Genomic DNA, 22,747 nt, shown 5'->3' on the forward strand with positions numbered 1-22,747 from the left:
TGCGGCAACTCCAACGTGGCCTATCCCACCCTGTCAGGCCGTGCGGCGTCACCGGACGTGATCGTCCGATCCCGGGCCGTGGGTGTCAGCCGGTGGTCTGGCCCTCGGTGCCGGTCCCGGTGCCGCCGCCGCCATCGCCCGTGCCGGGCCCGGTCGGCGGCTCCGGGTCGGTCGGCGTCTGAGGATCGGTGGGCTTGCCCGTCGGCGTCTGCGAGCCGGTGGGCGTCGGCCTGGTCGGCGTCACGGACGGGGACGAGCTGTCGGTCGGGGTGCCGCTGTCCGTCGGCGTGCCGCTGTCGGTCGGCGTCACCGGCGCCTGGGAGGTCGCCGGCGCCTGCTCGACGGGCCGCCGGGGGATCGACGGCTCCGAGCTCGGCACGACGTCGGTCGACGCGGGCGGGGCGCTCGGGTCGCTGACCTTCTGGCCCGCCTTGCCCTTGTCGCCCGAGGCGAGCACGAGCACGGAGGAGATCACCACGATCGCGACGAACAGGGCTGCGGCCCCCGCCAGCGCGGCGGAGCGGCCGGAACCGGCGAGCGCGTGCCGCAGCCCGCCGCGCCTCCCGCCGTTCTCGCCGGGGAGGTCACGGGGAAGGGTGTTGCCGGCGGCCCATTCGGCGGGCGTGGGCAGCGGCCCGGCCGCGTGGCCCTCCTGGGCCTCGTGGTCCAGGGCCGCGTCCGCGGCCGCCGGGGTCGCGTACGCCGCGTCCTGGAGGACGGGGTCGTCCTCGAAGACGGGGTCGTCGGCGAACACCGGGGCCGCCCCGAACACCTCGTCCTCGTCGCCGGCCTCGGCCGCGAGGACGGATCCGGCGGCGAGCATCGCGGTCTCGTCGGTGTCGCCGGACGGACGCGCGGCGGGACGCGCCACGGCCTCCTCGTGCCCGAGCAGCCGCATCAGCACCTGCCGGGCGCCGGGGCGCAGCGCCGGGTCCTTCTCCAGGCAGTCGAGCACCAGCTCGCGCAGCGGACCGTCGATGCCGCCGAGCTCGGGCTGCTCGTGCAGGATCCGGTTGATCACGGCCGGGATGGTGTCCTGCCCGAAGGGGGGCTGCCCGGTGGCGGCGTACACGAGCGTCGCCGCCCAGCAGAACACGTCCGCGGCCGTCCCGACCACGTCGCCGCTGATCTGCTCGGGCGCCATGTAGGACGGGGTGCCGATCACCCTGCTGGTGAGCGTGGTGCCGCCGCTGAGCGCGCGGGCGACGCCGAAGTCGATGACGCGCGGGCCGTCCGGTCCGAGCAGCACGTTGTGCGGCTTGAAGTCCCGGTGGACGATCTTCGCCTGGTGGATCGCCGCCAGCGCCGTCGCTGTGCCGACCGCGAGCCGGTCCAGCGCCGCGCCGCCGAGCGGGCCGTCCTCCAGCACGTGCTGGTTCAGCGACGGGCCGGGCACGTACTCGCTGACGATGTAGGGCCGGTCGCCGGTGGCGTCCGCGTCGATGACCTGCGCCGTGCAGAACGGCGCGACCTGCTTGGCGACCTCCAGCTCGCGCAGGAACCGGGCGAGCGCCTTGTCGTCGGACGTCAGCTCGGCGTGCAGCAGCTTGATCGCGACCTGCCGGCCGTCCTCGGCCGCGCCCAGGAACACGGTGCCCTGGCCGCCCTCGCCCACCCGGCCGATCAGGGCGTACGACCCCAGCCGGTCCGGGTCTCCGGACCGCAGCGCCCCAACCTCCATGCGTGGAACCGTCCCTCTCTCGATCGACGGGCCGCGTCGGCCCCGGGCCCGGATCGCCCCTTCGACTGTGTGACGCGCGAGACCCGAGGGGAGTTCACCCGATCCTGCGACCATCCGACGGGATCTGCCCCACCGCTTCCGATCGGACACGTTTGGGACGAGGCACCACCCTAATGCCGTCAGGGGGTGAAGTGGGGGAGGACCTCCGGGTTGGCCATGGAGTCGCGATTGGCGGCCTTGTCGACCGGGGTGCCCTGGAGGATCTTGCGGACGGGGACCTCCAGCTTCTTGCCGGACAGCGTCCGGGGGATGCCGGGGACGGCGGTGATCTCGTCCGGGACGTGCCGGGGCGACAGCGCGGAGCGGATCTCCCGCCTGAGGTCCGCCACCAGCTCGTCGGTCAGCGACGCGCCCTCGGCGAGCTGGACGTAGAGGAGCAGCCGGCCCTCCTGGCCGAGGCGGCCGGTGTCGATGACGAGGCTGTCGGTGATCTCGTCGAACGCCTCGACCACGCGGTAGAAGTCGGAGGTGCCCATGCGGACGCCGCCGCGGTTGAGGGTGGAGTCGGAGCGGCCGTAGATGACGCAGCCGCCATCCGGGAGGATCTTGATCCAGTCGCCGTGCCGCCACACGCCCGCGTACATGTCGAAGTAGGAGCCGGTGTAGCGTTCGCCGTCCTCGTCGTTCCAGAAGAAGACGGGCATGGACGGCATGGGCTCGGTGATGACCAGCTCGCCCACCTCGTCCACGACCGGTTCGCCATCCTCACCGAACGCCTCGACCTTCGCGCCGAGCCCGCGGCACTGGATGACGCCGGCGCGCAGCGGCAGGAGCGGCGAGGGACCGACGAAGCCGGTGCAGAGGTCGGTCCCGCCGGAGAAGGAGCCGAGGAGCAGGTCCTCGCCGACCGCCTCGTACACCCAGGCGAAGCCTTCGGGCGGCAGCGGCGAGCCGGTGGAGCCGATGCCGCGCAGACCGGACAGGTCGAACTCCCGGCCGGGGCGGCGGCCCTCCTTCGCCGTGGCCGTGATGTAGGGCGCGCCGACGCCCATGTAGGTGACGCCGTTCTCGGCGGCGAGCCGCCACAGGTCGAGGGGCGCGCCGTCGTACATGACGATGGCGGACCCCACCAGCAGGCCGCCGATGAGGTAGTTCCACATCATCCAGCCGGTGGTGGTGAACCAGAAGAACACGTCCTCGGGGCCGAGGTCCTGGTGGAACGACAGGGCCTTCAGATGTTCGAGGACGACGCCGCCGTGCCCGTGGACGATCGGCTTCGGCAGGCCCGTCGTGCCGGACGAGTAGACGACCCACAGCGGGTGGTCGAAGGGGACGTCCTCGAACTCCAGCGTGTCGTGGTCGCGGCGGGGCAGGTCGCCGTAGTGCATGCCCACCCGCAGCCCGTCGGGGGTCGCGGCCGGGTCGAGGTACGGGATGAGGACCGTCGCGGCCAGGCTCGGCAGCTCGGCCTCGATCTCGCCGACGGTCCCGCGGCGGTCGAACCGCTTGCCGTTGTAGGCGTAGCCGTCCACGGCGATCAGGACCTTGGGTTCGATCTGCGCGAACCGGTCGATGACCGAGGACGATCCGAAGTCGGGAGAGCAGGACGACCAGATCGCGCCCAGCGACGCCGTCGCCAGGAAGCAGATCAGCGCCTCGGGGATGTTCGGGACGTAGGCGGCGACCCGGTCGCCCTTGCCGACGCCCAGGCCGGCCAGGCCCGCGCGGACCTCCGCCACGTGCAGCGCCAGTTCCCGGTAGGTCAGCACCCGGTGCCCGCCCGCCTCCGACCGGAAGACGACCGCGGTCTCGTCGGGCGTCTCCTGCGCCCGGCGCAGGGCGTTCGCCGCGTAGTTGAGGGTGGCGCCGGGGAACCACTTCAGGCCGTCCACGGGCATCGGCCCGCCCGCGCGGACGGGACCGTCGCCGCGCTCGCCGACGACCTCGAAGTACGACCAGATTGCGTCCCAGAACGCGTCGACCTCCGTGACCGACCAGCGCCACAGTTCGTCATAGGACTCCGTGAGGACGCCTCTGTCCCACAGCCAGTGGACGAAACGGGTCACCCGCGCGTTCGCGACGACCTCCTCCGACGGTTCCCACAGCGCCGAACCCTCGGACACCTCACCGGCCATCTCTCTCCCTCCCCGCCGCGCCACGGCGCGCGGCAATCCCAATATCGGCCCCGCTCCGCACACCGCGCAACTTCCCCGAGGCGCCCGCCACCACGCGCCCGTCCTCGTCCCATCCCAGGTCAAAGCCCCGCTCGGGACAACCCCGCGCCCCCACACAGAACCCGCCGCGCTCATCCCCCGCCGCCACACACCCGGCTTTCCGCAGAAGGATGTCCGCCGCCGCGCGCCGCAGGCGTCAGATGCGGGTCAGGTCGGCGACCGCGCTGACCACGGCGTTGGTGTCGGCCAGGGTCGCGAGGACGCGTTCGGCGCCGGCGGCGCGGAGTTCGGCCTCGGTGGCGCTGCCGGTGGCGACGGCGATGATCGGGGACCCCGCGATGTGCGCGGCCTGGACGTCGCGGGGAGAGTCGGCGATGTAGACCGTCGCGGACTCGGGGTAGCGGGCGCGGTGGCGCTCGCCCGCACGGGTGCGGGCGAGTTCCAGGAGCGCGGCCTTGCTGTAGACGCCGTTCTCGTAGCCGCCGGCTTCCAGGTCGAGGTGGCCGGCGAGCCCCAACTCGGTCACCTTGAGGACGGCGTTCGGCTGGACGGAGCCGGTCAGCACGGACTGGACGACGCCGGGAACGTGGGCGAGCGCCTCGACGGCCTCCCGGGCGCCGGCGAGGACCCGGCCGTGCGCGCGCAGGTCGTCGCGGCGGGACGCGAACGCCGCCGAAAGCGCGTCGAAGAAGGCGGGGAGATGGTCGTCGGTGGTGACGACGTCGTTGAACGCGAGTGTCTCGAAGATGATCTCGGACTCGGTGCGGCCGGGGGTGGGGGGGAGCCGGACGAGGGGCCGCCCGATGGTCCGCTGGAACGCCTCGGCGTAGGCGTCCCGGGTGACCCGCCCGACGTCGACCAGGGTGTGGTCGATGTTCCACAGCACCAGACGGTTCAGCGTCGACATCCCGTTCCCATGCGCGTCGGTAAAGCGTGCACAGGCGCCGGTGCAGCGCCCGCGGCCGTAGGCGAACCTATCGTCCGGCCTCCGGGCGTCCGCCGCAACCGCACGGCGGTCCCTCGTCACCGCCGCTTAGGGGCCCATGTGGGGGTAGCGGTGGTCGGTGGGCGGGACGAGGGTCTCCTTGATGGAGCGGACGCTCGTCCATCGGGTGAGGTTGAAGACGGAACCGGCCTTGTCGTTGGTGCCGGACGCGCGGGCGCCGCCGAACGGCTGCTGGCCGACGACGGAGCCGGTCGGCTTGTCGTTGATGTAGAAGTTCCCGGCGGCGAAGCGGAGCGCGCCGGTGGCGGCGGCGATCGCCGCGCGGTCCTCGGCGATGATCGCACCGGTCAGCCCGTACTCGGAGACGCTCTCCATCTGGTTGAGGACCGCGTCGTAGTCGCGGTCCGCGTAGACGTGCACGCCGAGGATCGGCCCGAAGTACTCGCTGGTGAAGATCTCGTCGGCCGGGTCGGACGACTCCAGCACGGTCGGCCGGACGAAGTAGCCGCGCGAGTCGTCCAGCTCGCCGCCGGTGAGGACCGTGGCGGTGCCGACGCCGCGGACGCGTTCGATGGCGGCGCGGTGCTTGGCGAAGGCGCGGTCGTCGATCACGGCGCCCATGAAGGCGGTCAGGTCCTCGGCGACGTTCCCCATGGTGAGCGACTCCGCCTCGGCGCAGAACTCGTCGCGCATCCCGTCCCAGACGGAGCGCGGGATGTAGGCGCGGGACGCGGCGGAGCACTTCTGCCCCTGGTACTCGAAGGCGCCGCGGACGAGCGCCGTCTTCAGCACGGCGGGGTCGGCGGACGGGTGCGCGACGACGAAGTCCTTACCGCCGGTCTCGCCGACGATGCGCGGGTAGCCCTTGTAGCCGGCGATGTTCTCGCCGATCGCGCGCCAGAGGTTCCGGAACGTGGCGACGGACCCGGTGAAGTGCAGGCCGGCGAGGTCGGGATGGCGCAGCGCCACGTTCGAGACGGCCCGCCCGTTCCCGGTGACCATGTTGATCACACCGGGCGGCAGGCCCGCGGCCTCCAGCAGCCGCATCGTGTGGTGCGCGGCGAGTTGCTGCGTCGGGGACGGCTTCCAGACCACGACGTTGCCCATCAGGGCGGGTGCCGTCGGCAGGTTCCCGGCGATCGCGGTGAAGTTGAACGGGGTGATGGCGAGGACGAACCCCTCCAGCGGCCGGTACTCCAGCCGGTTCCACACGCCGGGCGAGGACAGCGGCTGCTGCTCGTGGATCTGCTGCGCGTAGCGGACGTTGAACCGCCAGAAGTCGATCAGCTCGCAGGCTGCGTCGATCTCGGCCTGCTGCACCGACTTGGACTGGCCGAGGATCGTCGCGGCGTTCAGCGTGGCCCGCCACGGCCCGGCGAGCAGGTCGGCGGCGCGCAGGAAGATCGCGGCGCGGTCCTCGAACGCCATCGCCCGCCACGCGGGCGCCGCCTCCCGCGCCGCCGCGACGGCCTCGGCCACGTCCGCCTCGACGGCGTCGCCCATCCGGCCGAGGACGTGCCGGTGGTTGTGCGGCTCCACGACGTCGATGGGCGTGCCGGCGCCCATGCGCCGCTCGCCCCCGATCGTCATGGTCAGCTCGGTCTGCGCGCCGCCCAGCTCCTTGATCCGGGCTTCCAGCGCGGCCCGCTCGCCGCTGCCCGGCGCATACCCCTTGACCGGCTCGTTCACCGGAACCGGCACGTTCGTCACGGCGTCCATCTGACGGCTCCCTGCGATCCGACGGCATTGTCGACGTGCCGATGGACCTACCCGCCCGTCCGCGGACGAAAGACGGGAAACGACTCGTCCGGGCGCCTCGTCAGTCCAGGAGGTGGGGGAGCTCCTGGGTGGCGTACCAGAGCAGCTCGTGGCCCTCGGCGCCGTCGACGGTGAAGCGGGCGTCGTCGTCGCCGGCGTCGGCGGCGGGAAGGGCGTCCGCGGCGGCGGTGACGTCGGGGACGGCGGCCGGGTCGTCGACGTGGCCGGAGGCGATCAGCTTCCAGGGGACGGGGACGGCGAGCTCGACCAGGGCGCGGTCGTCGTTCGCCAGGCCGGCGTCGCCGCGCGGCCAGGTGACCTGGTCGTCGGGAATCTCGGCGGCCAGCACGACCCGGCGGCGGGGCGCGGACGGGTCGGCGGCGAGCAGGCGCAGCGAGGCGCGGGCCGCGGCGGACATCGCCGCGTACTCCAGCTCCTCCAGGTCGCCGCCCGCGTACCACTCGCGCAGCGCGGGCGTGACGGCGTGCGCGGCGAGCGGCGCGGGGCCGATCTCCCGCGCGGTGTGGACGCCGGCGAGCAGCGTGAGCGTGGACGGCAGGTAGACGCGCATGACGGTCAGCAGTCTGCCAGACGTCAGGGCAGGAGGTTCAGCTCTCGAAGTCCGGCGATCGTGGTGTCGGGGGCCGTGTGCAGGATCCCGCGGATGCCGAGGGCCTCGGCGGCGCGGACGTTGTGGTCGATGTCGTCGATGAAGACGCACTCGGCGGCGGTGAGGCCGAGCAGGTCCAGGGCGTGCCGGAAGATGCGCTCGTCGGGCTTGCGCATCCCGACCTCGCAGGAGATGACGACCTCGTCGAAGAGGCCGGCGAACAGGTCGCGGGGATACTCGTTGCCCCACGAGTTGGACAGCAGCGCGGTGCGGGTCCCGGCGGCGCGGGCGGCGCGGAGCGCGTCGTACATCGGTTCCACGGGGTCGAACGCGCCGAACATGCGGGCGATGAGACCGGCGGCCTCCACGGGGCCGCCGTCCACGGTGAGCAGCTCCGCGGCGAGGAGCCGCTCGAACTCCTCGGGGGCGAGGGAGCCGTCCTCCAGGCCGTGGATCGGGTTCGTCCCGGCTCCGTCGTAGGCCTGCTTCACCCAGGCGCGCATCACGTTCTTGTAATGCGCGGAGTCGATGCGATCCGCGGCGAGCCAGATGTCGATGGCGTCGGCGAGCGGGGACGTCAGCACGCCGCCCCAGTCGGTGATCACGGCTTTGACGGTGGGTTCGGAGGGCACGCGCCGATGGTAGGCGATGCCGGCCCGAATGACCGAACCCCGTTCTGCCGCGTCCGTGACCATGCGATCGGTGCGGGGACGATCGCATGATCACGGAGCCCCCGGCGGCCGGCGTCTCCCGCGCCGGCCGGTCTCCTGCAGCGACCCCGGATCGGGTCACCCTTCCCCGGTCAGGCCGATCTGAGCCGCTGGAGGGCCTCGCGGACACCGCCGTCGGTCTCCTCCAGCACCATCGTCGCGCGTGCCGCGGGCACCTCGCCGAGCAGCGAGACCAGCGCGACGCGGGTGTTCCCCCCCGCCTCGGCCAGCGCGTTCTCGCAGGTGCGGGCGTCCATGCCCGTCGCCTCGGTGAGAATGCGCACCAGCCGGGTGCGCAGCTTGGAATTGAGCGCGTTCACGCTGACCATCAGGTTGGAGTAGGTGCGCCCCATCTTGATCATCAGCGTGGTGGAGAAGGAGTTGAGCACCAGCTTGGTCGCCGTGCCCGCCTTCATCCGGGTGGACCCGCTGATCACCTCGGGCCCGGTGGCGAGGCCGATGTGCACCTCCACCTCGTCCCCGTACGGCGTGTGCGGGTTGCAGCTGATCAGCGCGGTGCGCGCCCCGGCCGCGGCGGCGGCGCGCAGCGCCCCCACCACGTACGGGGTGCGGCCGCTCGCCGCGATGCCGACGACGACGTCGCCCGGCTGGACGTCGCGGGCGTCCCGGCGGCCGAGCTCCGCGTCGTCCTCGACGTCCGAGATGGCCTGGGACAGCGCGCCGGGGCCGCCGGCGTGGTGGGCCACCACCCGGCCCCAGATGCCGAACGTCGGGGGCAGCTCGGCGGCGTCGAGCACCGCGAGGCGGCCGGACGTCCCGGCGCCGAAGTAGTGCACGCGGCCGCCCGCGCGCAGGGAGTCGACGGCGAGGTCGACCAGCCGGGCGACCTCGGGCAGGACGGAGGCGACGACCATCGGCACGGTCGCGTCCTCCGTGTTGATCAGGCGTAGCACCTCCATGGTCGGCAGCGTGTCGACGTCGAGGGTCCGGGGGTTCCGTCCCTCGGTGGGGAGCTCGCAATCGATCACCGACGCCTCCGGTCGGGTCGCACGGTCCGCCCGCGGACCGCCTCGAACGTGGCTTCCAGGGCCTTGCGGGTCGGCCCGTAGGTGCGCTGCGCCACTCCGACGAAGACGCAGTCGACCACCGTGAGCTGCGCCAGCCGGCTGGCGGTGGCGCCCGAGCGGAAGGTCGTCTCCCGCGCGGCCGTCGTCAGGATCAGGTCCGCCGCCTCCGCTATCGGGGACTTCGGGAAGTTGGTGAGCGCCACGGTCTTCGCGCCCCTGGTCTTCGCGACCTCCAGCGCGTCGATGGTCTCCACCGTCGCGCCGGTGTGCGAGATGCCGATCGCCACGTCGCCGGGGCCGAGCACGGCGGCGCTGGTGAGCATGATGTGGGCGTCCGCCCAGGCCGAGCAGACCCGCCCGATCCGGTGCAGCTTCTGCTGGAAGTCGGCGGCGACGAACGCGCTGGCGCCGACGCCGTAGACGTCCACCCGGTCCGCGGCGACGACCGCGTCCACGACCTGCTCGAGCATCTTGATGTCGAGCTGGGCGGCGGTCTCCTCGACGGCCCGGGCATCGGCGAAGGTCACCTTCTCAACGATCTGTTCGAGGGAGTCGTCAGGACTGATGTCGCTGCCGATGATCCGGCCGCCGGTGGCGCTCTGGGCCCGTCCCGCCTCGGTGGCGAGGGTCAGCCGCAGCCCCGGGTAGCCGTGGAATCCGATCGCGCGGCAGAACCTGATGACGGTGGTCTCGGAGGTGCCGCATGCCTGTGCGAGCTCGGTGATGGTGGAGTTGGCGACCCCTTCGGGATCGTCGATGACGCGTTGAGCGACTCGTCGCTCGGCGGGGGGCAGCGAGGGCAGCAACGATCGGACGCGCACCACGGTGCTCAGCGGTGTGGCGTCCCTGTCCTTGGACTGGCCGGCCGCGTCGCCCCGTGACGCTCCGGGCTCCCCCGTGATCCCCCGCTCGGGGCCCCCTTCGGGGCCGATGGGTTTCCTCATGGAGGAAATTTTCTTACGCGCAGGATGTCACGTCAACGGTAGAAAAGGCTACGGTCGCCATGTGTTGACCCATTTGGCCGGTCCTTACGTGGTCGGTATCGACGCGGGTGGCACGAAGACCCGCTGCGTCGTGCTGACGCTCGGGGGCGCCCTGGCCGGTTCCGGCACCGGCCCCGGGGCCAACCCCAACTCAGGAGGCGACACCGCGGGGGCGCTGACCACCGCCCTGCGGGAGGCGCTCGGGGACCTGGACCGTACCCACATCCTCACCGGCGTCTTCGGGATCGCCGGTGCCGGCTCCGCCGGCCGGCCCGCCGCCGTCACGGCGGCACGGCGGGCATGGCAGGCCGTCGGGCTGCGCGGCTCGCCCGCGGTGGTGACCGACATCGCGGTGGCGTTCGCCGCCGGAACCAGCGAGCCCAAGGGCATCGTGGTGTTCTCCGGCACGGGCGCCGGCGCGGCGGTCATCAGCGACGGGACGATCGTGCAGCGCGCGGACGGCTACGGCTGGCTCGTCGGGGACGAGGGTTCGGCGGTGTGGCTCGGGAAGGAGGCCGTCCGGGCGGCGCTCGCCGCCTACGACGGCCGCGGCTCCCCGACGCTGCTCACCGATTCGGTCCCCCGGGCGCTGCTCGGCGCCACCGTGGTCGCGGAGATCGACTCGGAACGGCGGAGACCCCGCCACCCCAGGGCGCTGGCCATGGCCGGCGCCCCTTCGTCGTCACCGGGTCCCTCCGTGCTCCCGCAACCCGCCACGCTCGTCTCCGGAGGGGCCTCCCCGGGCGGGGGCGGCACGGGCACCGCCGTGCTGGTCCCCGAATCCGCCTGTCCGCCGTCCGCCTATCCGCCGTCCGCTCCCTACCCCGCTCCCGGCAACGGGCCGACCGGCCCGCACGGGCCACCGGGCCGTGCCGAGTCGCCCGGAGCCCCGCCCGACCCCCGTCTCGCCCAAGCGATCATCAAGGAGGTGTACGGCCGCCCGCCCGCGGCCCTCGGCCGGCTCGGCCCGGTCGTCGCCGCCGCCGCGGCCGCCGGCGATCCCGTGGCCAGGCGCATCACCGAGGAGGCCGCGCAGTGGCTGCTGCGCGACGTCGACGCGGTGCGCCCGGCCTTGTCCGACCCCCGCGCACCGGTCGTCATGCACGGCTCGGTGCTCCGTGAAGGCCCCGTCGCCGAGGCCGTCCGCACCGGGCTGCGCGCCCGCTTCACCGAAGCGCCGCGCAGCGCCGGCGACGGGGCCGTCGGCGCGGCCGGGATGGCGCTGCGCCGCCTCGGCCACCCTCTGCCCGGCTGAGCCGTCCCCCGCCTCCGCGGCGGAAGGCCCCGTCCGGCTCCGGCCCGGCCGCCCCGATCCGGCCCGGCCGCCAGGTTCATCGCGATGGACCCCACAAGATCCGCAATTGCTTGCGATCCCGGGGTCCATCGTGATTAAGCTGTTACCACGGTGGCAGCAGAGCCGTGGGACCGGTCCCGATGGGGCCGTGTCCTGCGGGACCACCGGCCACAGGCGTGGCTCTACCGAATCGACTGCGTTACTCCGCAGCGTCGTCCGCGCGGGACATCTCCACCGACCCGCAGGCGCCCCCGCTACCTCGCGCATGCCAGACGCATGCCCGCCCTGCGCTCCCAAGGCCCGGACGACGGCCGACTCCGTACTCCACGTCGAACGAGGTCGCATGCACTCCCTCCCCAGGGCACGCCGTTTCCGGCCTGTCCTCACCCGCCTGTCCCGCGCCGTCCGAGGCCGGCTGCGCCCGCGCCGCAGGGCGATCGTGATGATCATCACATCGGTCGTCCTGCCGGCCGTCGTCACCGCCGTCGCCTACATCCGGACCCCGCTGCCGACGCAGCCGCAGGACGGCGTCACCGACGAGGGCTCCACGGTCTACTACGCCGACGGCCGGACGCCGCTGTTCCGCCTCGGCGCCAACCGTGAGAGCGTCCGGCACGACCAGATCCCCGACCGGCTGCGCTGGGCGGTGCTCGCCGCCGAGGACCGCGGCTTCTACGGCGGCCACGGCGTCTCCCCCACCGGGACGTTCCGCGCCCTGTGGAACAACGCGTCCGGGCGCGACACCCAGGGCGGCTCGACCATCACCCAGCAGCTCGCCCGCAACTACTTCAAGGGGCTCAGCCGCGACCGGACGATGCGCCGCAAGGTCAAGGAGATCTTCATCGCGGTGAAGCTCGACCGGAACCGCGGCAAGGACGAGATCCTCGACCTGTACCTCAACACGATCTACTTCGGCCGGCAGACCTCCGGGGTGCAGGCGGCGGCCCGCGCCTACTTCGACAAGGACGTCTGGCAGCTCGACGTCGCCGAGTGCGCCCTGCTCGGCGCGATGATCCAGCGGCCGACGTACTTCCGGACGCAGGGCGACGGCGCCGCGGCCCGCGCGCTGCGCACCCGCTGGAAGTACGTCCTGGACGGGATGGTGTCGATGGGCAGGCTCGGCCGGGCCGAGGCCGGCCGGCAGCGCTTCCCGAGGACGCAGGCCGAGTGGACCGGTGTCGGCCTGTCCGGCCAGGACCTCCTCGTCCGGCAGCGGGTCGAGGAGGAGCTCGCGGGCATCGGCATCCCGATGGACAGCGTCGTGAACGGCCGCCTGAAGATCTACACCGGGCTGGACCAGCGCTGGATGCGGCACGCCGAGCAGGCCATGCGCCAGGCTGACGAGCCGCGGTGGCCCGGGACCGTGCGCGCCGGGCTCGTCGCCGTCGACTCCCGGACCGGCGCGGTCAAGGCGCTCTACGGCGGCGACCCGAAGCGCAGCCAGGTCGACTCGGTGTTCGCGCCGGTCGCGCAGGCGGGCTCCACGTTCAAGCCGTACGTGCTGGCCGCGGCGCTGCGCAAGGGCCTCAGCGTCCGGACGAGGGTGAGCGGCAGGTCCCCGCAGAAGTTCGCGCCGAACGGCGACGTCACGCCGATGACCGCGCCGGGCTACAAGGTCGACAACGACGAGGAGATCGGCTCGCTCGGCACGGTGGACATGGTCAAGGCGACGGCCCTGTCGGTCAACACCGGATACGTGAAGGCCGCGCTGAAGACGGGGATCTCGGACGTCCTGGAGACCGCGCGGCTGTTCGGGGTTCCCGGTGACGCCCTCGCGCCGTTCAAGGGGCAGGCGGGGGTGGCGCTCGGCATCCCCGACGTCTCGGCGGTCACCCAGGCCGCCGGGTACGCGGCGTTCGCCAACGGCGGCACGTCCGTCGTCCCCCATCTCGTCACCAAGGTCGTCGACGCGCGCGGCCGGCGGGTCCCGCTGCCCTGGGACCGGCCGGGGCGCCAGGTGCTGGACGCCGAGCAGGCGGCGCAGGCCACCTACGCGCTGCGGGCCACCGTCAAGGGCGGGACGGGCACCCGCGCGGCGCTGTCCGACCGCGAGGCCGCGGGCAAGACGGGCACCACCGAGCACAACCGTGCCGCCTGGTTCGTCGGTTTCGTCCCCCAGGTCTCGACGGCCGTGGTGCTCGGCAACTCCAAGCCCGCGACGCTGCGGAATCTGCCCGGCTTCACCGGGACGGTAGCCGGGGAGAACCTGCCGGCGACGATCTGGCGGTCCTTCATGGACAAGGTCACCCGCGACCTGCCGGCCCAGCCGTTCCCCGAGCCCGCGTTCTCGGGCGTGGCCGCGAACTGGGCCGACGCCGACCCGTCGAAACCGAACCGGACCGGGCAGAACCCCGGCAAGCCGAAGCCCGGCGGCCAGGACGGCGGTTCGCCTTCCACCGCGCCGTCCCCCGCCCTGCCACCGGAGGTCGCCCGCCGCAAGGCCGCCCAGGAGAAGGCCGCCCAGGAGAAGGCCCGCGAAACGGACGTCCCGACCACCGGCCCCCGCTGATCCGGGAGAGATCGAGTCGACAGCGGCACCCGGGAGCGGCTACGGTCGCGGGCGTCCGATGCGACCGAGTGACCGAGACCATGTCGGGGGGCCTGGTCAGGTGCGTGCCTCACGTTCCCTCGCGCTCGCGGCGGCGGCCCTGCTGGCAGGCGGGGCCGCGGGCTGCGGCGGCGGCGAGGGCGGGAAGGGCGGGCGGACGCCGTCCGCCCGTTCCGCCGCGCCCGGTTCCCCGGCGACGCCGGCACCGGCGCCGGACGCGTGGATCCCCGGCCAGGTCGCGAAGATGAGCGCGGCGGAGAAGGTCGGGCAGCTGTTCGTCCCCACCTTCTCCAGCCGCGCCGACGCGCTGACCAAGATCAAGAAGTACCACGTCGGCGGGCTGATCTACTTCCCCGGCAACATCGCCACCCCCGCGAAGACCGCCGCGCAGTCGAACGCGCTGCAGAAGGCGTCCAAGATCCCCCTGCTCCTCGGCGTGGACGAGGAGCAGGGCATCGTCTCGCGCACGCCGTTCATCACCGCGTTCCCCGGCAACATGGCGCTGGGCGCGACCCGCAGCCCGGCCGACGCCCGCGCCGCCGCGCAGGTCACCGGCGCCGAGCTGCGCGCGGTCGGCATCAACCTCGACTACGCGCCGGACGCCGACGTGAACGTGAACCCGCGCAACCCGGTGATCGGGCTGCGCTCGTTCGGGTCCGAACCGGCGGCGGCGTCCACGCTCGTGCAGGGCGCGATCGGCGGCTACCAGGCCGCGGGGGTCGCCGCGACCGCCAAGCACTTCCCCGGCCACGGCGACACCGCGACCGACAGCCACACCGGGCTGCCGGTGATCGAGCATTCGCGCGCCACCTGGGAGCGGCTGGACGCGCCGCCGTTCAAGGCCGCGATCGCCGCCGGCGTGGACATCGTCATGACCGCGCACATCGTCGTGCCGAAGCTCGACGGGTCGGGCGACCCGTCCACCCTGTCGAAGACGGTCCTCACCGGGCTGCTGCGGGAGAAGCTCGGCTACCAGGGGGTCATCACCACCGACTCGCTGGAGATGGCCGGGGTGCGGGAGAAGTACGGCGACGCGGTCGTCCCCGTCCGGGCGATCAACGCGGGCGCCGACCAGCTGCTGATGCCGCCGAGCCTGCCGCGCGCCTACGACGCCGTGCTGAAGGCCGTCCGGTCCGGGAAGATCCCCCGGAAGCGGCTGGACGAGTCGGTGACGCGGATCCTCAGGCTCAAGCAGCGGCGCGGCCTGTTCCAGGGGACGGCCGCCGACCCGGCCAAGGCGAGCGCGGCGATCGGCACGGCCGACCACAAGGCCGCGGCACGGCGGGTCGCGGAGCACTCGGTCACGCTGGTCCGCAACGACGGCGGGCTGCTGCCGCTCAAGGGGAAGAAGGTCGCCGTCTCCGGGCCGGACAGCGGCCGGCTTCAGGCGGCTCTGCGCCGCCAGGGCGTCGCGACGGCGGCGCCCGGCGCGGCGGACGTCACCGTGCTGACGACCGTCAACGCGGGATCGGCGACCGCGTCCCGGATCCGGGCACTCGGGCCGAAGCCGGTGGTCGTCGCGGCGCTCGGCCGCCCCTACGACCTCGACGCGGCCGGGAACGCCGAGGCCGCGCTCGCCACCTACTCCTCCAGCGGCGTGTCGGTGGAGGCGCTGGCCAGGGTCCTGAGCGGCGCGGTGAAACCGACGGGCAGGCTCCCGGTCCCCGCGGGCGGCAAACCCGTCGGATACGGAATGAACTACCGGTAGGGACCGCTTCCGATGGACGCGACGGCCCCTCTGCTGGGAGGATCGGGCCGCCTTCGTGCCCCCAGGAGGTCCCCGTGCGTGTCCGGCCGTCCCTCGCCATGATGCTGTTACTTCCGCTGCTGGGAGCCTGCGGCGGCAAGGACGACGTCACGATGCCGCCGCTCACCCCCGAACCCAGCGACTCCCGGTTCGTCGTCCCGTCCAACGCGTCGTCCCCGCAGGAGACCCTTCCGGCGCGCCTGGCGCTGTACAGGTACCTGCGCGGAGTCGCCGCGGGGAACGTGAAGTCGTGCGCGTTTCTGACGCCCGAACACGAGCGGCGGGTGTTCGGCGCGCCCGGACGCTGCCGTTCGGGGCTCGCCCGGGCCCGCGCGAAGCTGGGTCCGCGGAACGTGGCGGCGCTGCGCGGCGTGACCGTCCCGGTCTGCGCGAAAGGGGCCGGCGGGGACTGCACCGTCCGGTTCGAGGACCTCCGGTGGAAGGGTGAGCCCGCGAGCCCCGGCGGCCTCCTGGCCGCGAGCTTCACCCTCCGCAAGACTCGGACCTACTGGCAGATCGCGGGCTGACCGCCGGTCACAGCCCGAGGTCCGCGAGGCCGGGCAGGTGGACGCGGGCGGCCTCCCGGGCCTGCTCGGCGGAGCGCGCGGCCCGCGCCGCGCCGGCCGCCTTGCGGCACTCGTCCAGCGTGTGCCGGGCGAGCGCGGCCCGCACCAGCGGCAGGGAGGGGGCGCTCATCGACAGCGACGTCACCCCGAGACCCACCAGCACGCAGGCGAGCGCCGGATCGCCGGCCGCCTCGCCGCAGACCCCGCACGGGACGCCCGCGCCGGCCGCCGGGGCGACGAGGTCGAGGACGGCCGGCTGCCACGGGTCCTGCAGGTGCGCGAGCCCGCCGACCTGCCGGTCCGCCGCGCACGCGTACTGGGTGAGGTCGTTGGTGCCGATGCTGAAGAACTCGACCTCGGGCGCCAGGTCGCCGGCCCGGAGCGCGGCGGCGGGAACCTCGACCATGACGCCGGGATGCGCGATGCCCGCGTCCCGGCAGGCGGCCGCGAAGTAGGCGGCCTCGCCCGCGTCCGTCACCATCGGCGCCATGACCTGGAGCTTCACGGTCAGGCCCGCGGTGGCGCGGGCGAGGGCCGCGAGCTGGGAGGCCAGCACGTCCGGGTGCCGGCGCATCATCCGCAGCCCGCGCTCACCGAGCGCCGGGTTCGGTTCGTCGCCGGGGGCGGGCAGGAACGCGAGGGGCTTGTCTGCGCCGGCGTCGAGCGTCCGGACGACCACGCGGCCGTGCGGGAACGCCTCCAGCACCTTCCGGTACGCCTCTTCCTGCTCCTCGCCGGACGGGGGCGTCGCGCGGTCCAGGAACAGGAACTCGGTCCGGTACAGCCCGACGCCCTCGGCGCCGTTGGCCAGCGCCGCCTCGACGTCCTTCGGGCCGCCGACGTTCGCCAGCAGCGGGACGGCGTGCCCGTCCTTGGTGGCGCCCGGTCCCGTCGACTCCTTCAGGACCGAAGCACGGGCGGCGGCGGAGGCACGCGCCGCCGCCACCTCGTCGCCCGACGGGTCGGGACGCACCGTCCCCGCCGCGCCGTCGACGAGGACGCGGGTCCCGTCGGCGAGCGACGTGGCGCCCTGGAGCGCGACGACGGCGGGCACGCCCATCGTCCGGGCCAGGATCGCGGTGTGGCTGGTCGGGCCGCCCTCCTCCGTCACGAACGCGACCACGTGCGCCGGGTCGAGGACGGCCGTGTCCGCCGGGGCGAGGTCGCGGGCGACCAGGACGAACGGCTCGTCCGACTCCGGGACGCCGGGCATCGGGAGGCCGAGCAGCCGGGCGATCGCGCGGTCGCGGATGTCGTCGAGATCGGTGACCCGGGCGGCCATGTACTCGCCCGCCCCCGCGAGCATGTCCCGGTAGACACCGAACGCCTCGAACACGGCGCGGGCCGCCGTCGTCCCCTCGCCGACCTTGGCGCCGACGCCGTCGGCGAGACCGGGGTCGCGGGCCATCAGGGCCTGCGCGTTCAGGACGTCCCGCCCGTCGGTGTTGCCGGCCGCGGCGGCGCGCTGCCCGCGCTCCTCCAGGTCGGCGGCGACGGCCTCCAGCGCGGCCAGCGCCGTGTCCCGCTCGGCGGCGGCGTCGCCGCCGTGCCGCGCCCCGGCGGGCGGCTCGGGGACGGCCCCGGCGATGCTCCGGACCGGCCCGAACCCGACACCGGGGCTGACGCCCGCGCCCCGCAGCACCTCGCCCATGTCACGCCTCCTCGGGCTCCGGCGTGGACAGCAGCCTCTCCAGGTCGTCGAGGAGCTCCACGGCGCCCTCGCCCTCCGCGGACAGCACGATCTCCTCGCCGTGCCGCGCGTCCATGCCCAGCACGGCGAGGATGCTCTTGGCGTTCACCGGGGCGCCACCGCGCTTGGCCACGGTCACGTCCATCGGGGCCTTGGCCGCGGTCTGGACGAACAACGCGGCCGGCCGCGCGTGCAGCCCCACCCTGGACTCGATCTTGACGTTGCGCTCGGTCACCGGACTCTCTCCCATTAACTCGTTACCGGCCGGCGCACCCGCAGCGCGGGGCCCGGCACGACGTCCACTTCCCTGAAATCGGCCACCACATGGTCGGCCTCGGCCAGCGCGCCCGCCGGTTGCGTGGTGACCACCCCGACGCACGTCATGCCCGCGGCCTTGACGGCCGCCACGCCCGCCGGGGCGTCCTCGAACCCGATCGTCTCCTCCGGCGGGACGTCCAGGTCGCGGGCGGCGGCGAGGTACCCCTCCGGATGCGGCTTGCCGGTGACGACGTCGCCGGCGGTCACCACGAGGTCGAGCAGGTCGCGGATGCCCAGCCCGGCCAGCAGCCCCTCGGCGTACGGGCGCTGCCCCGACGTCACCACGGCCAGCGGCACGCCCGCGTCCGCCAGCGACCTGACGAGGCCGACGGCGCCGGGAACGGGCGCGACGGCCGGCATGTCCGGCAGCGTCTCGTAGGAGATCGCCTGCGCGAACAGCTCCTCGGCCGTCCGGCCGGGGAAGAGGTGCGCGACGTCCGCCAGCACCTCGGTCCCGCGGCGCCCCGCGAACGAGGCGATCAGCGCCTCGTCGTGGGCCACGCCGTGCGCGTCGAACAGCCGCGACCACATCACCCGGTTGCGCGGCTCGGTGTCGACGAGGGTTCCGTCGAGATCGAACACCGCCGCCCCGAGACCGATCACCGCCATGCGCTCAGCTCCATGTGAAAAGCTCTGCCCCCTTCGTCACCTCACCCGACTCCATCACATCCGACAGGGCGTCCGCGCCCGCGTCGAGCGCGACGACCGCGCAGATCGGCGAGCGTCCGCCGGCCTCGATCACCGCCGGGTCCCAGCCGACGACCGGCTGCCCGGCGGTGACCTCGTCGCCCTCGGCGGCGAGGAGCTCGAAACCCTGCCCCTTCAGCTTGACGGTGTCGATGCCGAGATGCACGAGGACGCCGTGGCCCTCGTCGTCCACGACGACGTACGCGTGCGGGTGCAGCTTGACGATCTTCCCGGTGACCGGCGCGAGGGCGTGGCCGCGGCCGCGCTCGGGGTCGACCGCCGTGCCCGGGCCGACCATGGCCTGGGCGAAGACCGGGTCCGGGACGCCGGCGAGGCCGACGACCCGGCCGGCGACCGGTGACAGTACTCGGGTCATTGGAGGGATTCCCTTGGGGTCAGTCGAGGATGTCCTCGATGTCGCTGGCGATGGTGTCGGCCTCCGGGCCCACGACGACCTGCACGACGGTGCCGCTGCGCATGACGCCGAACGCGCCCGCCTTCTTCAGCGCCGCGTCGTCGACCTTGCCGGCGTCGGAGACCTCGGTGCGCAGCCGGGTCGCGCACGGCTCGATCTCCACGATGTTCTCGGCGCCGCCCAGGGCGGCGATGATGGCCTCGGCCTTGTCCATGCTCTTCTCTCTTCCGGGTTCGGATCGTCCGGCCGCTCTGGGCTCAGTCGGTCTGGGTGACCTTGTTGAGGCCGCGCGGGACGTCGGGGTCCACGCCGAGCCGGCGGGCGAGGTTCTCGACCAGGATCTGGCCGGGGACGATGAGGCCCAGCGGTGCCACCCACTCGGGCAGCCCGGGGCCGGGCAGCGCGGCCGAGCAGGCCCGCGCCAGCTCCGTACCGCCGCCCACGCCGAAGGCGCGGGCGCCCGCGCTCTCCACCCGCCGGGCGAGCGCGACGGCACCTGGCAGGGTCGGGCCGGAGTCGGCCGCGACGAGCAGCGCGGGGGTCTGCGCGTCGACGACGGCGATCGGGCCGTGCAGCAGGTCGGCGTACGACAGGCCCATGGCGTGCAGGTAGCACGCCTCCTTGATCTTCAGTGCCAGCTCCAGCGCGGTGCCGAACGCGATGCCGCGCCCGGACACGACCGCGCCCGGAACCTCCGCCAGCTCGCGGACGATCTCGGGCAGCGCCGGGGACGCCTCGGTCAGCGTGATCATGCGGGCGACCTCGTCGGGGACGCGGCGCAGGTCGTCCACCGCGACGTCCGCGCCGAGGCCGAGGCCGAGCACCGACAGCGCGGCGAGCTGCGTCGTGTAGGTCTTGGTGGCCGGGACGGCGATCTCGTCGCCCGCCCGTGTGACCAGCGCGACCTCGGCCGCCTCGGCGAGCGGCGACGCCGCGCCGTTGGTGACCGCGACCGTCCGGGCGCCGCAGTCACTCGCCCAGTCGAGGGTCTCGACGATCTCCTCGGTCTTGCCGGACTGGCTGATCGCCACGGCCAGCACGCCCGACAGGTCCAGCTTGCGCCGGTAGGTCGTGGCGATGGACGGCGCGGCGAGCGTGGCCAGCCGCCCGGTGTGCGATTCGACCAGGTACCGCCCGTACACCGCCGCGTTGTCGGACGAGCCGCGCGCGATGAACAGCACCTGCCGTGTCTCCCGCGCCAGCGCCCCGATGTCGGCCGTGCGCGGGAGGAGCGCGTCGATCGTCCGGCGCAGCGCGTCCGGCTGCTCACCGATCTCGGCGCGCATCAGACTGGTCATGATCCCCCTCCGAAGAGTTTCTGCCCGTTGACCCACGTCGCAAGCGCTCGGTGGTCCGGCCCCAGCCAGACCAGGTCGGCGGCCGCGCCGGGGGCGATCCGGCCGAGGTCGGGACGGCCGATGAGGTCGGCCGGAACCCGGGTCGCGGCGTCCACCGCGGTGGCCGTGTCGAGGCCGAGGCCGACGGCGTTGCCGACCGCCTCGTCCAGCCGGAGGCCGGAGCCGGCGAACGTGCCGTCGGCGCGCAGCGGAGGGCCCTGTCCGGGCATGGTGATGGGCTCCCCGCCGAGATCGTAGGTGCCGGGCGGCATCCCGGCGGAGGAGGCGGCGTCGGTGACGAGCACGACCCGTCCCGGCGCGGCCCGGAACACCAGCTCGGCCACCGCGGGCGCGACATGGTGCAGGTCGAGGATGAGGCCGGGGCTCAGCCGGTCGTCGATGAGCGCCTGCACGGCCACGCCGGGGTCACGGTGGTGGACTCCGGTCTGCGCGTTGAAGATGTGGGTGACCTTGCGGGCTCCGGCGTCGGCCGCGGCCTTGACCTGCGCGGCGGTGGCGTCGCTGTGCCCGACGCTGACCAGGACGCCGGCCTCGGTCAGGGTGCGGATGGCCTCCAGCGCGCCGTTCCGTTCCGGCGCGAGGGTGACGAGTTTGACGAGGCCCGTCTCCAGCAGGGTCCGGATCGCGTCGGGCGCCGGGTCGGCGAGGTGCGCGGCGTTGTGCGCGCCGCGGCGCTTCGCGGACAGGAACGGGCCCTCAAGGTGGACGCCGAGGACGCGGGTCCCGTCCGGCAGGTTCGGCAGGAGGCCGCGGGCGCGCCGGAGTGCGGCGGCCTGCGTCGCGACCGGGGCGGTGATGAAGGTGGGGAGGAAGGCGGTCACGCCGGTCTCGGGGAGGCGGGAGACGACGGTGTGCCAGCCGCTCTCGTCCGCGTCCACCATGTCGTGGCCGAAGAAGCCGTTCACCTGGAGGTCGACCAGCCCGGGGGCGAGGAGGCCGTCGGGCAGGTCGGCGTCGGGCACACCGGCCGGACGTCCCTCCCCGGCCTCGGCGATCACGCCGTTCTCCACGCGCACGTATCCCGGGGAGAGCACGCGGGTAGGACTGCCCGCGGGGGTAATGATCATGCGGTTGGCCGTGATCAGCAGTGATGCCATGGGGGCGCACTCTCTGTGACGCGATGGTCGCGGGTCGTCTCCTTCGGACGTTGCACTGGTCTAGTCCGGACTAGACCGGTACGCACCATACTCCACGAATCGGATGGAGATGAAGATGCAGGGCGAAACTCGTCCGCCGCCGGAAGCGATGCCCCGTCCGGGAGGACGGTTTGACCTGCGCCTTTGTCGATCTTGAGTTCGTCGCCGCGTGACCGGGCCGTTACGGATTCGTGCATTGACATGCCTTTTCGGCTGTGGTCTAGTCCGGCCTAGACCAGTACGAACCAAATCGAATACCGTCGAACAACCGCCAAGCCCACCCAACCGTCGAAACCCGGCGAATCCCATCGATCCGGCCCACGGCCATCGAGGACACCCCCGTGACGACCATCGACCCGCACAGCCCGGTACCGAAGTACTTCCAGCTTCGCGCCATCCTGCTCGACCTCATCGAGAGCGCGGAACTGCCCGTCGACGCACCGATCCCATCGGAGCGCGAGCTGTGCGTCCAGTACCGGTTGTCCCGCATGACCGTCCGGCAGGGCGTCGACCAGCTCGTCTCCGAGGGACGGCTCTACCGCGTCCCCGGCAAGGGCACCTTCGTCGCGCGGCCGAAGATCGAGATGCCGCTGCGGCTCGTCTCGTTCACCGAGGACATGCTGGCCCGCGGGCTGCGGCCGGGCGCGATCGACCTGGACCGGCGGACCGTCCCGGCCGACGCGCGCCTCGCCCGCGTCTTCGACGTCGAACCCGGCACGCAGATCCACGTCTTCGAGCGGCTGCGCACCGCCGACGGCGAGCCGATGGCCCTCGAACGCGCGCACATCCTGGCCGCGCTCGCCCCCGACCTGCTCGACCGCAGGCTCGCGGACCGCTCCCTGTACGGCGTCCTCGAAGCGGTCTACGGGCTGGTCTTCGACGCGGGCGACCAGACCATCGACGCCGGCCTCGCCGACGCGGCCGACGCCAAACACCTGCAGATCGCCCGGGGCAGTGCCGTGCTGCTCCTCCAGCGCCGGTCCTACACCGGAGGCGTGTGCGCCGAGCTGGGCATGTCGACCTACCGGGCAGACCGGTACCAGATCCACACGGCCCTCGGAAATCCCCCGCCGAACTCCTGAAACCCCTGAGGAGGGA

The 22,747-nt window shown here is 73.5% G+C and carries 20 protein-coding genes; 5 read left to right on the plus strand and 15 right to left on the minus strand.

Features of this window, described 5'->3' with window-relative positions; translation table 11 throughout:
- Positions 1-85 precede the first annotated feature (85 nt).
- The 8 genes from ACQPXG_RS40280 to ACQPXG_RS40315 all read right to left on the minus strand — a co-directional run bounded on the left by ACQPXG_RS40280 (position 86) and on the right by ACQPXG_RS40315 (position 9,851).
- Entirely contained in the window at positions 86-1,681 is a 1,596-nt protein-coding gene (locus ACQPXG_RS40280; protein ID WP_433464402.1) for a protein kinase domain-containing protein, read from the minus strand.
- A gap of 179 nt (positions 1,682-1,860) precedes the next feature.
- Positions 1,861-3,816 carry an acetoacetate--CoA ligase gene (locus tag ACQPXG_RS40285; RefSeq protein ID WP_433464403.1) on the minus strand — a complete coding sequence of 652 codons (1,956 nt, stop codon included), beginning with the start codon at positions 3,814-3,816 and terminating at the stop codon, positions 1,861-1,863.
- Positions 3,817-4,051: 235 nt separating this feature from the next.
- Entirely contained in the window at positions 4,052-4,762 is a 711-nt protein-coding gene (locus ACQPXG_RS40290) for an HAD family hydrolase (RefSeq protein WP_433464404.1), read from the minus strand.
- A gap of 126 nt (positions 4,763-4,888) precedes the next feature.
- The gene (gene pruA, locus ACQPXG_RS40295; protein ID WP_433464405.1) at positions 4,889-6,520 is read right to left on the minus strand and encodes an L-glutamate gamma-semialdehyde dehydrogenase; all 1,632 of its coding nucleotides are present in this window, start codon (positions 6,518-6,520) and stop codon (positions 4,889-4,891) included.
- 100 nt (positions 6,521-6,620) lie between these two features.
- Positions 6,621-7,130 carry a DUF6912 family protein gene (locus tag ACQPXG_RS40300; protein WP_433464406.1) on the minus strand — a complete coding sequence of 170 codons (510 nt, stop codon included), beginning with the start codon at positions 7,128-7,130 and terminating at the stop codon, positions 6,621-6,623.
- Between the two features lie 23 nt (positions 7,131-7,153).
- Positions 7,154-7,801: an HAD family hydrolase gene (locus ACQPXG_RS40305; protein ID WP_433464407.1), complete on the minus strand. Its 648-nt coding sequence runs from the start codon at positions 7,799-7,801 to the stop codon at positions 7,154-7,156.
- Positions 7,802-7,971: 170 nt separating this feature from the next.
- Positions 7,972-8,868 (minus strand): N-acetylmuramic acid 6-phosphate etherase, encoded by an 897-nt coding sequence (gene murQ, locus ACQPXG_RS40310; RefSeq protein WP_433464408.1) that lies wholly within the window; start codon positions 8,866-8,868, stop codon positions 7,972-7,974.
- A complete protein-coding gene (locus ACQPXG_RS40315; protein ID WP_433464409.1) occupies positions 8,865-9,851 on the minus strand; it encodes a MurR/RpiR family transcriptional regulator in 987 nt (328 codons plus the stop codon). The genes murQ and ACQPXG_RS40315 overlap by 4 nt, the downstream gene beginning before the upstream one ends.
- A gap of 61 nt (positions 9,852-9,912) precedes the next feature.
- Between ACQPXG_RS40315 and ACQPXG_RS40320 the strand changes: the two genes are divergently transcribed.
- The 4 genes from ACQPXG_RS40320 to ACQPXG_RS40335 all read left to right on the plus strand — a co-directional run bounded on the left by ACQPXG_RS40320 (position 9,913) and on the right by ACQPXG_RS40335 (position 16,006).
- The gene (locus ACQPXG_RS40320; RefSeq protein ID WP_433464410.1) at positions 9,913-11,145 is read left to right on the plus strand and encodes an N-acetylglucosamine kinase; all 1,233 of its coding nucleotides are present in this window, start codon (positions 9,913-9,915) and stop codon (positions 11,143-11,145) included.
- Positions 11,146-11,527: 382 nt separating this feature from the next.
- Positions 11,528-13,693 carry a transglycosylase domain-containing protein gene (locus ACQPXG_RS40325; RefSeq protein ID WP_433464411.1) on the plus strand — a complete coding sequence of 722 codons (2,166 nt, stop codon included), beginning with the start codon at positions 11,528-11,530 and terminating at the stop codon, positions 13,691-13,693.
- Positions 13,694-13,793: 100 nt separating this feature from the next.
- Positions 13,794-15,440 carry a glycoside hydrolase family 3 protein gene (locus ACQPXG_RS40330; protein WP_433464412.1) on the plus strand — a complete coding sequence of 549 codons (1,647 nt, stop codon included), beginning with the start codon at positions 13,794-13,796 and terminating at the stop codon, positions 15,438-15,440.
- Positions 15,441-15,514: 74 nt separating this feature from the next.
- Entirely contained in the window at positions 15,515-16,006 is a 492-nt protein-coding gene (locus ACQPXG_RS40335; protein ID WP_433464413.1) for a hypothetical protein, read from the plus strand.
- Positions 16,007-16,013: 7 nt separating this feature from the next.
- On the opposite strand, the gene ptsP is transcribed toward ACQPXG_RS40335, so the two are convergent.
- The 7 genes from ptsP to nagA are packed head-to-tail and all read right to left on the minus strand — an operon-like array spanning position 16,014 to position 21,610.
- Entirely contained in the window at positions 16,014-17,696 is a 1,683-nt protein-coding gene (gene ptsP, locus ACQPXG_RS40340) for a phosphoenolpyruvate--protein phosphotransferase (RefSeq protein ID WP_433464414.1), read from the minus strand.
- Position 17,697: 1 nt separating this feature from the next.
- Complete coding sequence (locus ACQPXG_RS40345) at positions 17,698-17,970, minus strand: HPr family phosphocarrier protein (RefSeq protein WP_433464415.1); 273 nt, start codon at positions 17,968-17,970, stop codon at positions 17,698-17,700.
- A gap of 14 nt (positions 17,971-17,984) precedes the next feature.
- A complete protein-coding gene (locus ACQPXG_RS40350; RefSeq protein ID WP_433464416.1) occupies positions 17,985-18,662 on the minus strand; it encodes an HAD family hydrolase in 678 nt (225 codons plus the stop codon).
- 4 nt (positions 18,663-18,666) lie between these two features.
- The gene (locus ACQPXG_RS40355; protein ID WP_433464417.1) at positions 18,667-19,116 is read right to left on the minus strand and encodes a PTS sugar transporter subunit IIA; all 450 of its coding nucleotides are present in this window, start codon (positions 19,114-19,116) and stop codon (positions 18,667-18,669) included.
- Positions 19,117-19,135: 19 nt separating this feature from the next.
- Positions 19,136-19,369, minus strand: a complete 234-nt coding sequence (locus ACQPXG_RS40360; protein ID WP_433464418.1) for a glucose PTS transporter subunit EIIB — start codon at positions 19,367-19,369, stop codon at positions 19,136-19,138.
- A gap of 43 nt (positions 19,370-19,412) precedes the next feature.
- A complete protein-coding gene (locus ACQPXG_RS40365; protein WP_433464419.1) occupies positions 19,413-20,453 on the minus strand; it encodes an SIS domain-containing protein in 1,041 nt (346 codons plus the stop codon).
- Positions 20,450-21,610, minus strand: coding sequence for an N-acetylglucosamine-6-phosphate deacetylase (gene nagA, locus ACQPXG_RS40370; protein WP_433464420.1), 1,161 nt, complete (start codon positions 21,608-21,610; stop codon positions 20,450-20,452). Before nagA ends, ACQPXG_RS40365 begins: the two co-directional genes overlap by 4 nt.
- Before the next feature lie 380 nt (positions 21,611-21,990).
- Between nagA and ACQPXG_RS40375 the strand changes: the two genes are divergently transcribed.
- A complete protein-coding gene (locus ACQPXG_RS40375) occupies positions 21,991-22,731 on the plus strand; it encodes a GntR family transcriptional regulator (RefSeq protein ID WP_433464421.1) in 741 nt (246 codons plus the stop codon).
- Positions 22,732-22,747: the final 16 nt, after the last annotated feature.

This window comes from Spirillospora sp. CA-128828, from assembly GCF_050945415.1.
Classification (GTDB): Bacteria; Actinomycetota; Actinomycetes; order Streptosporangiales; family Streptosporangiaceae; genus Spirillospora.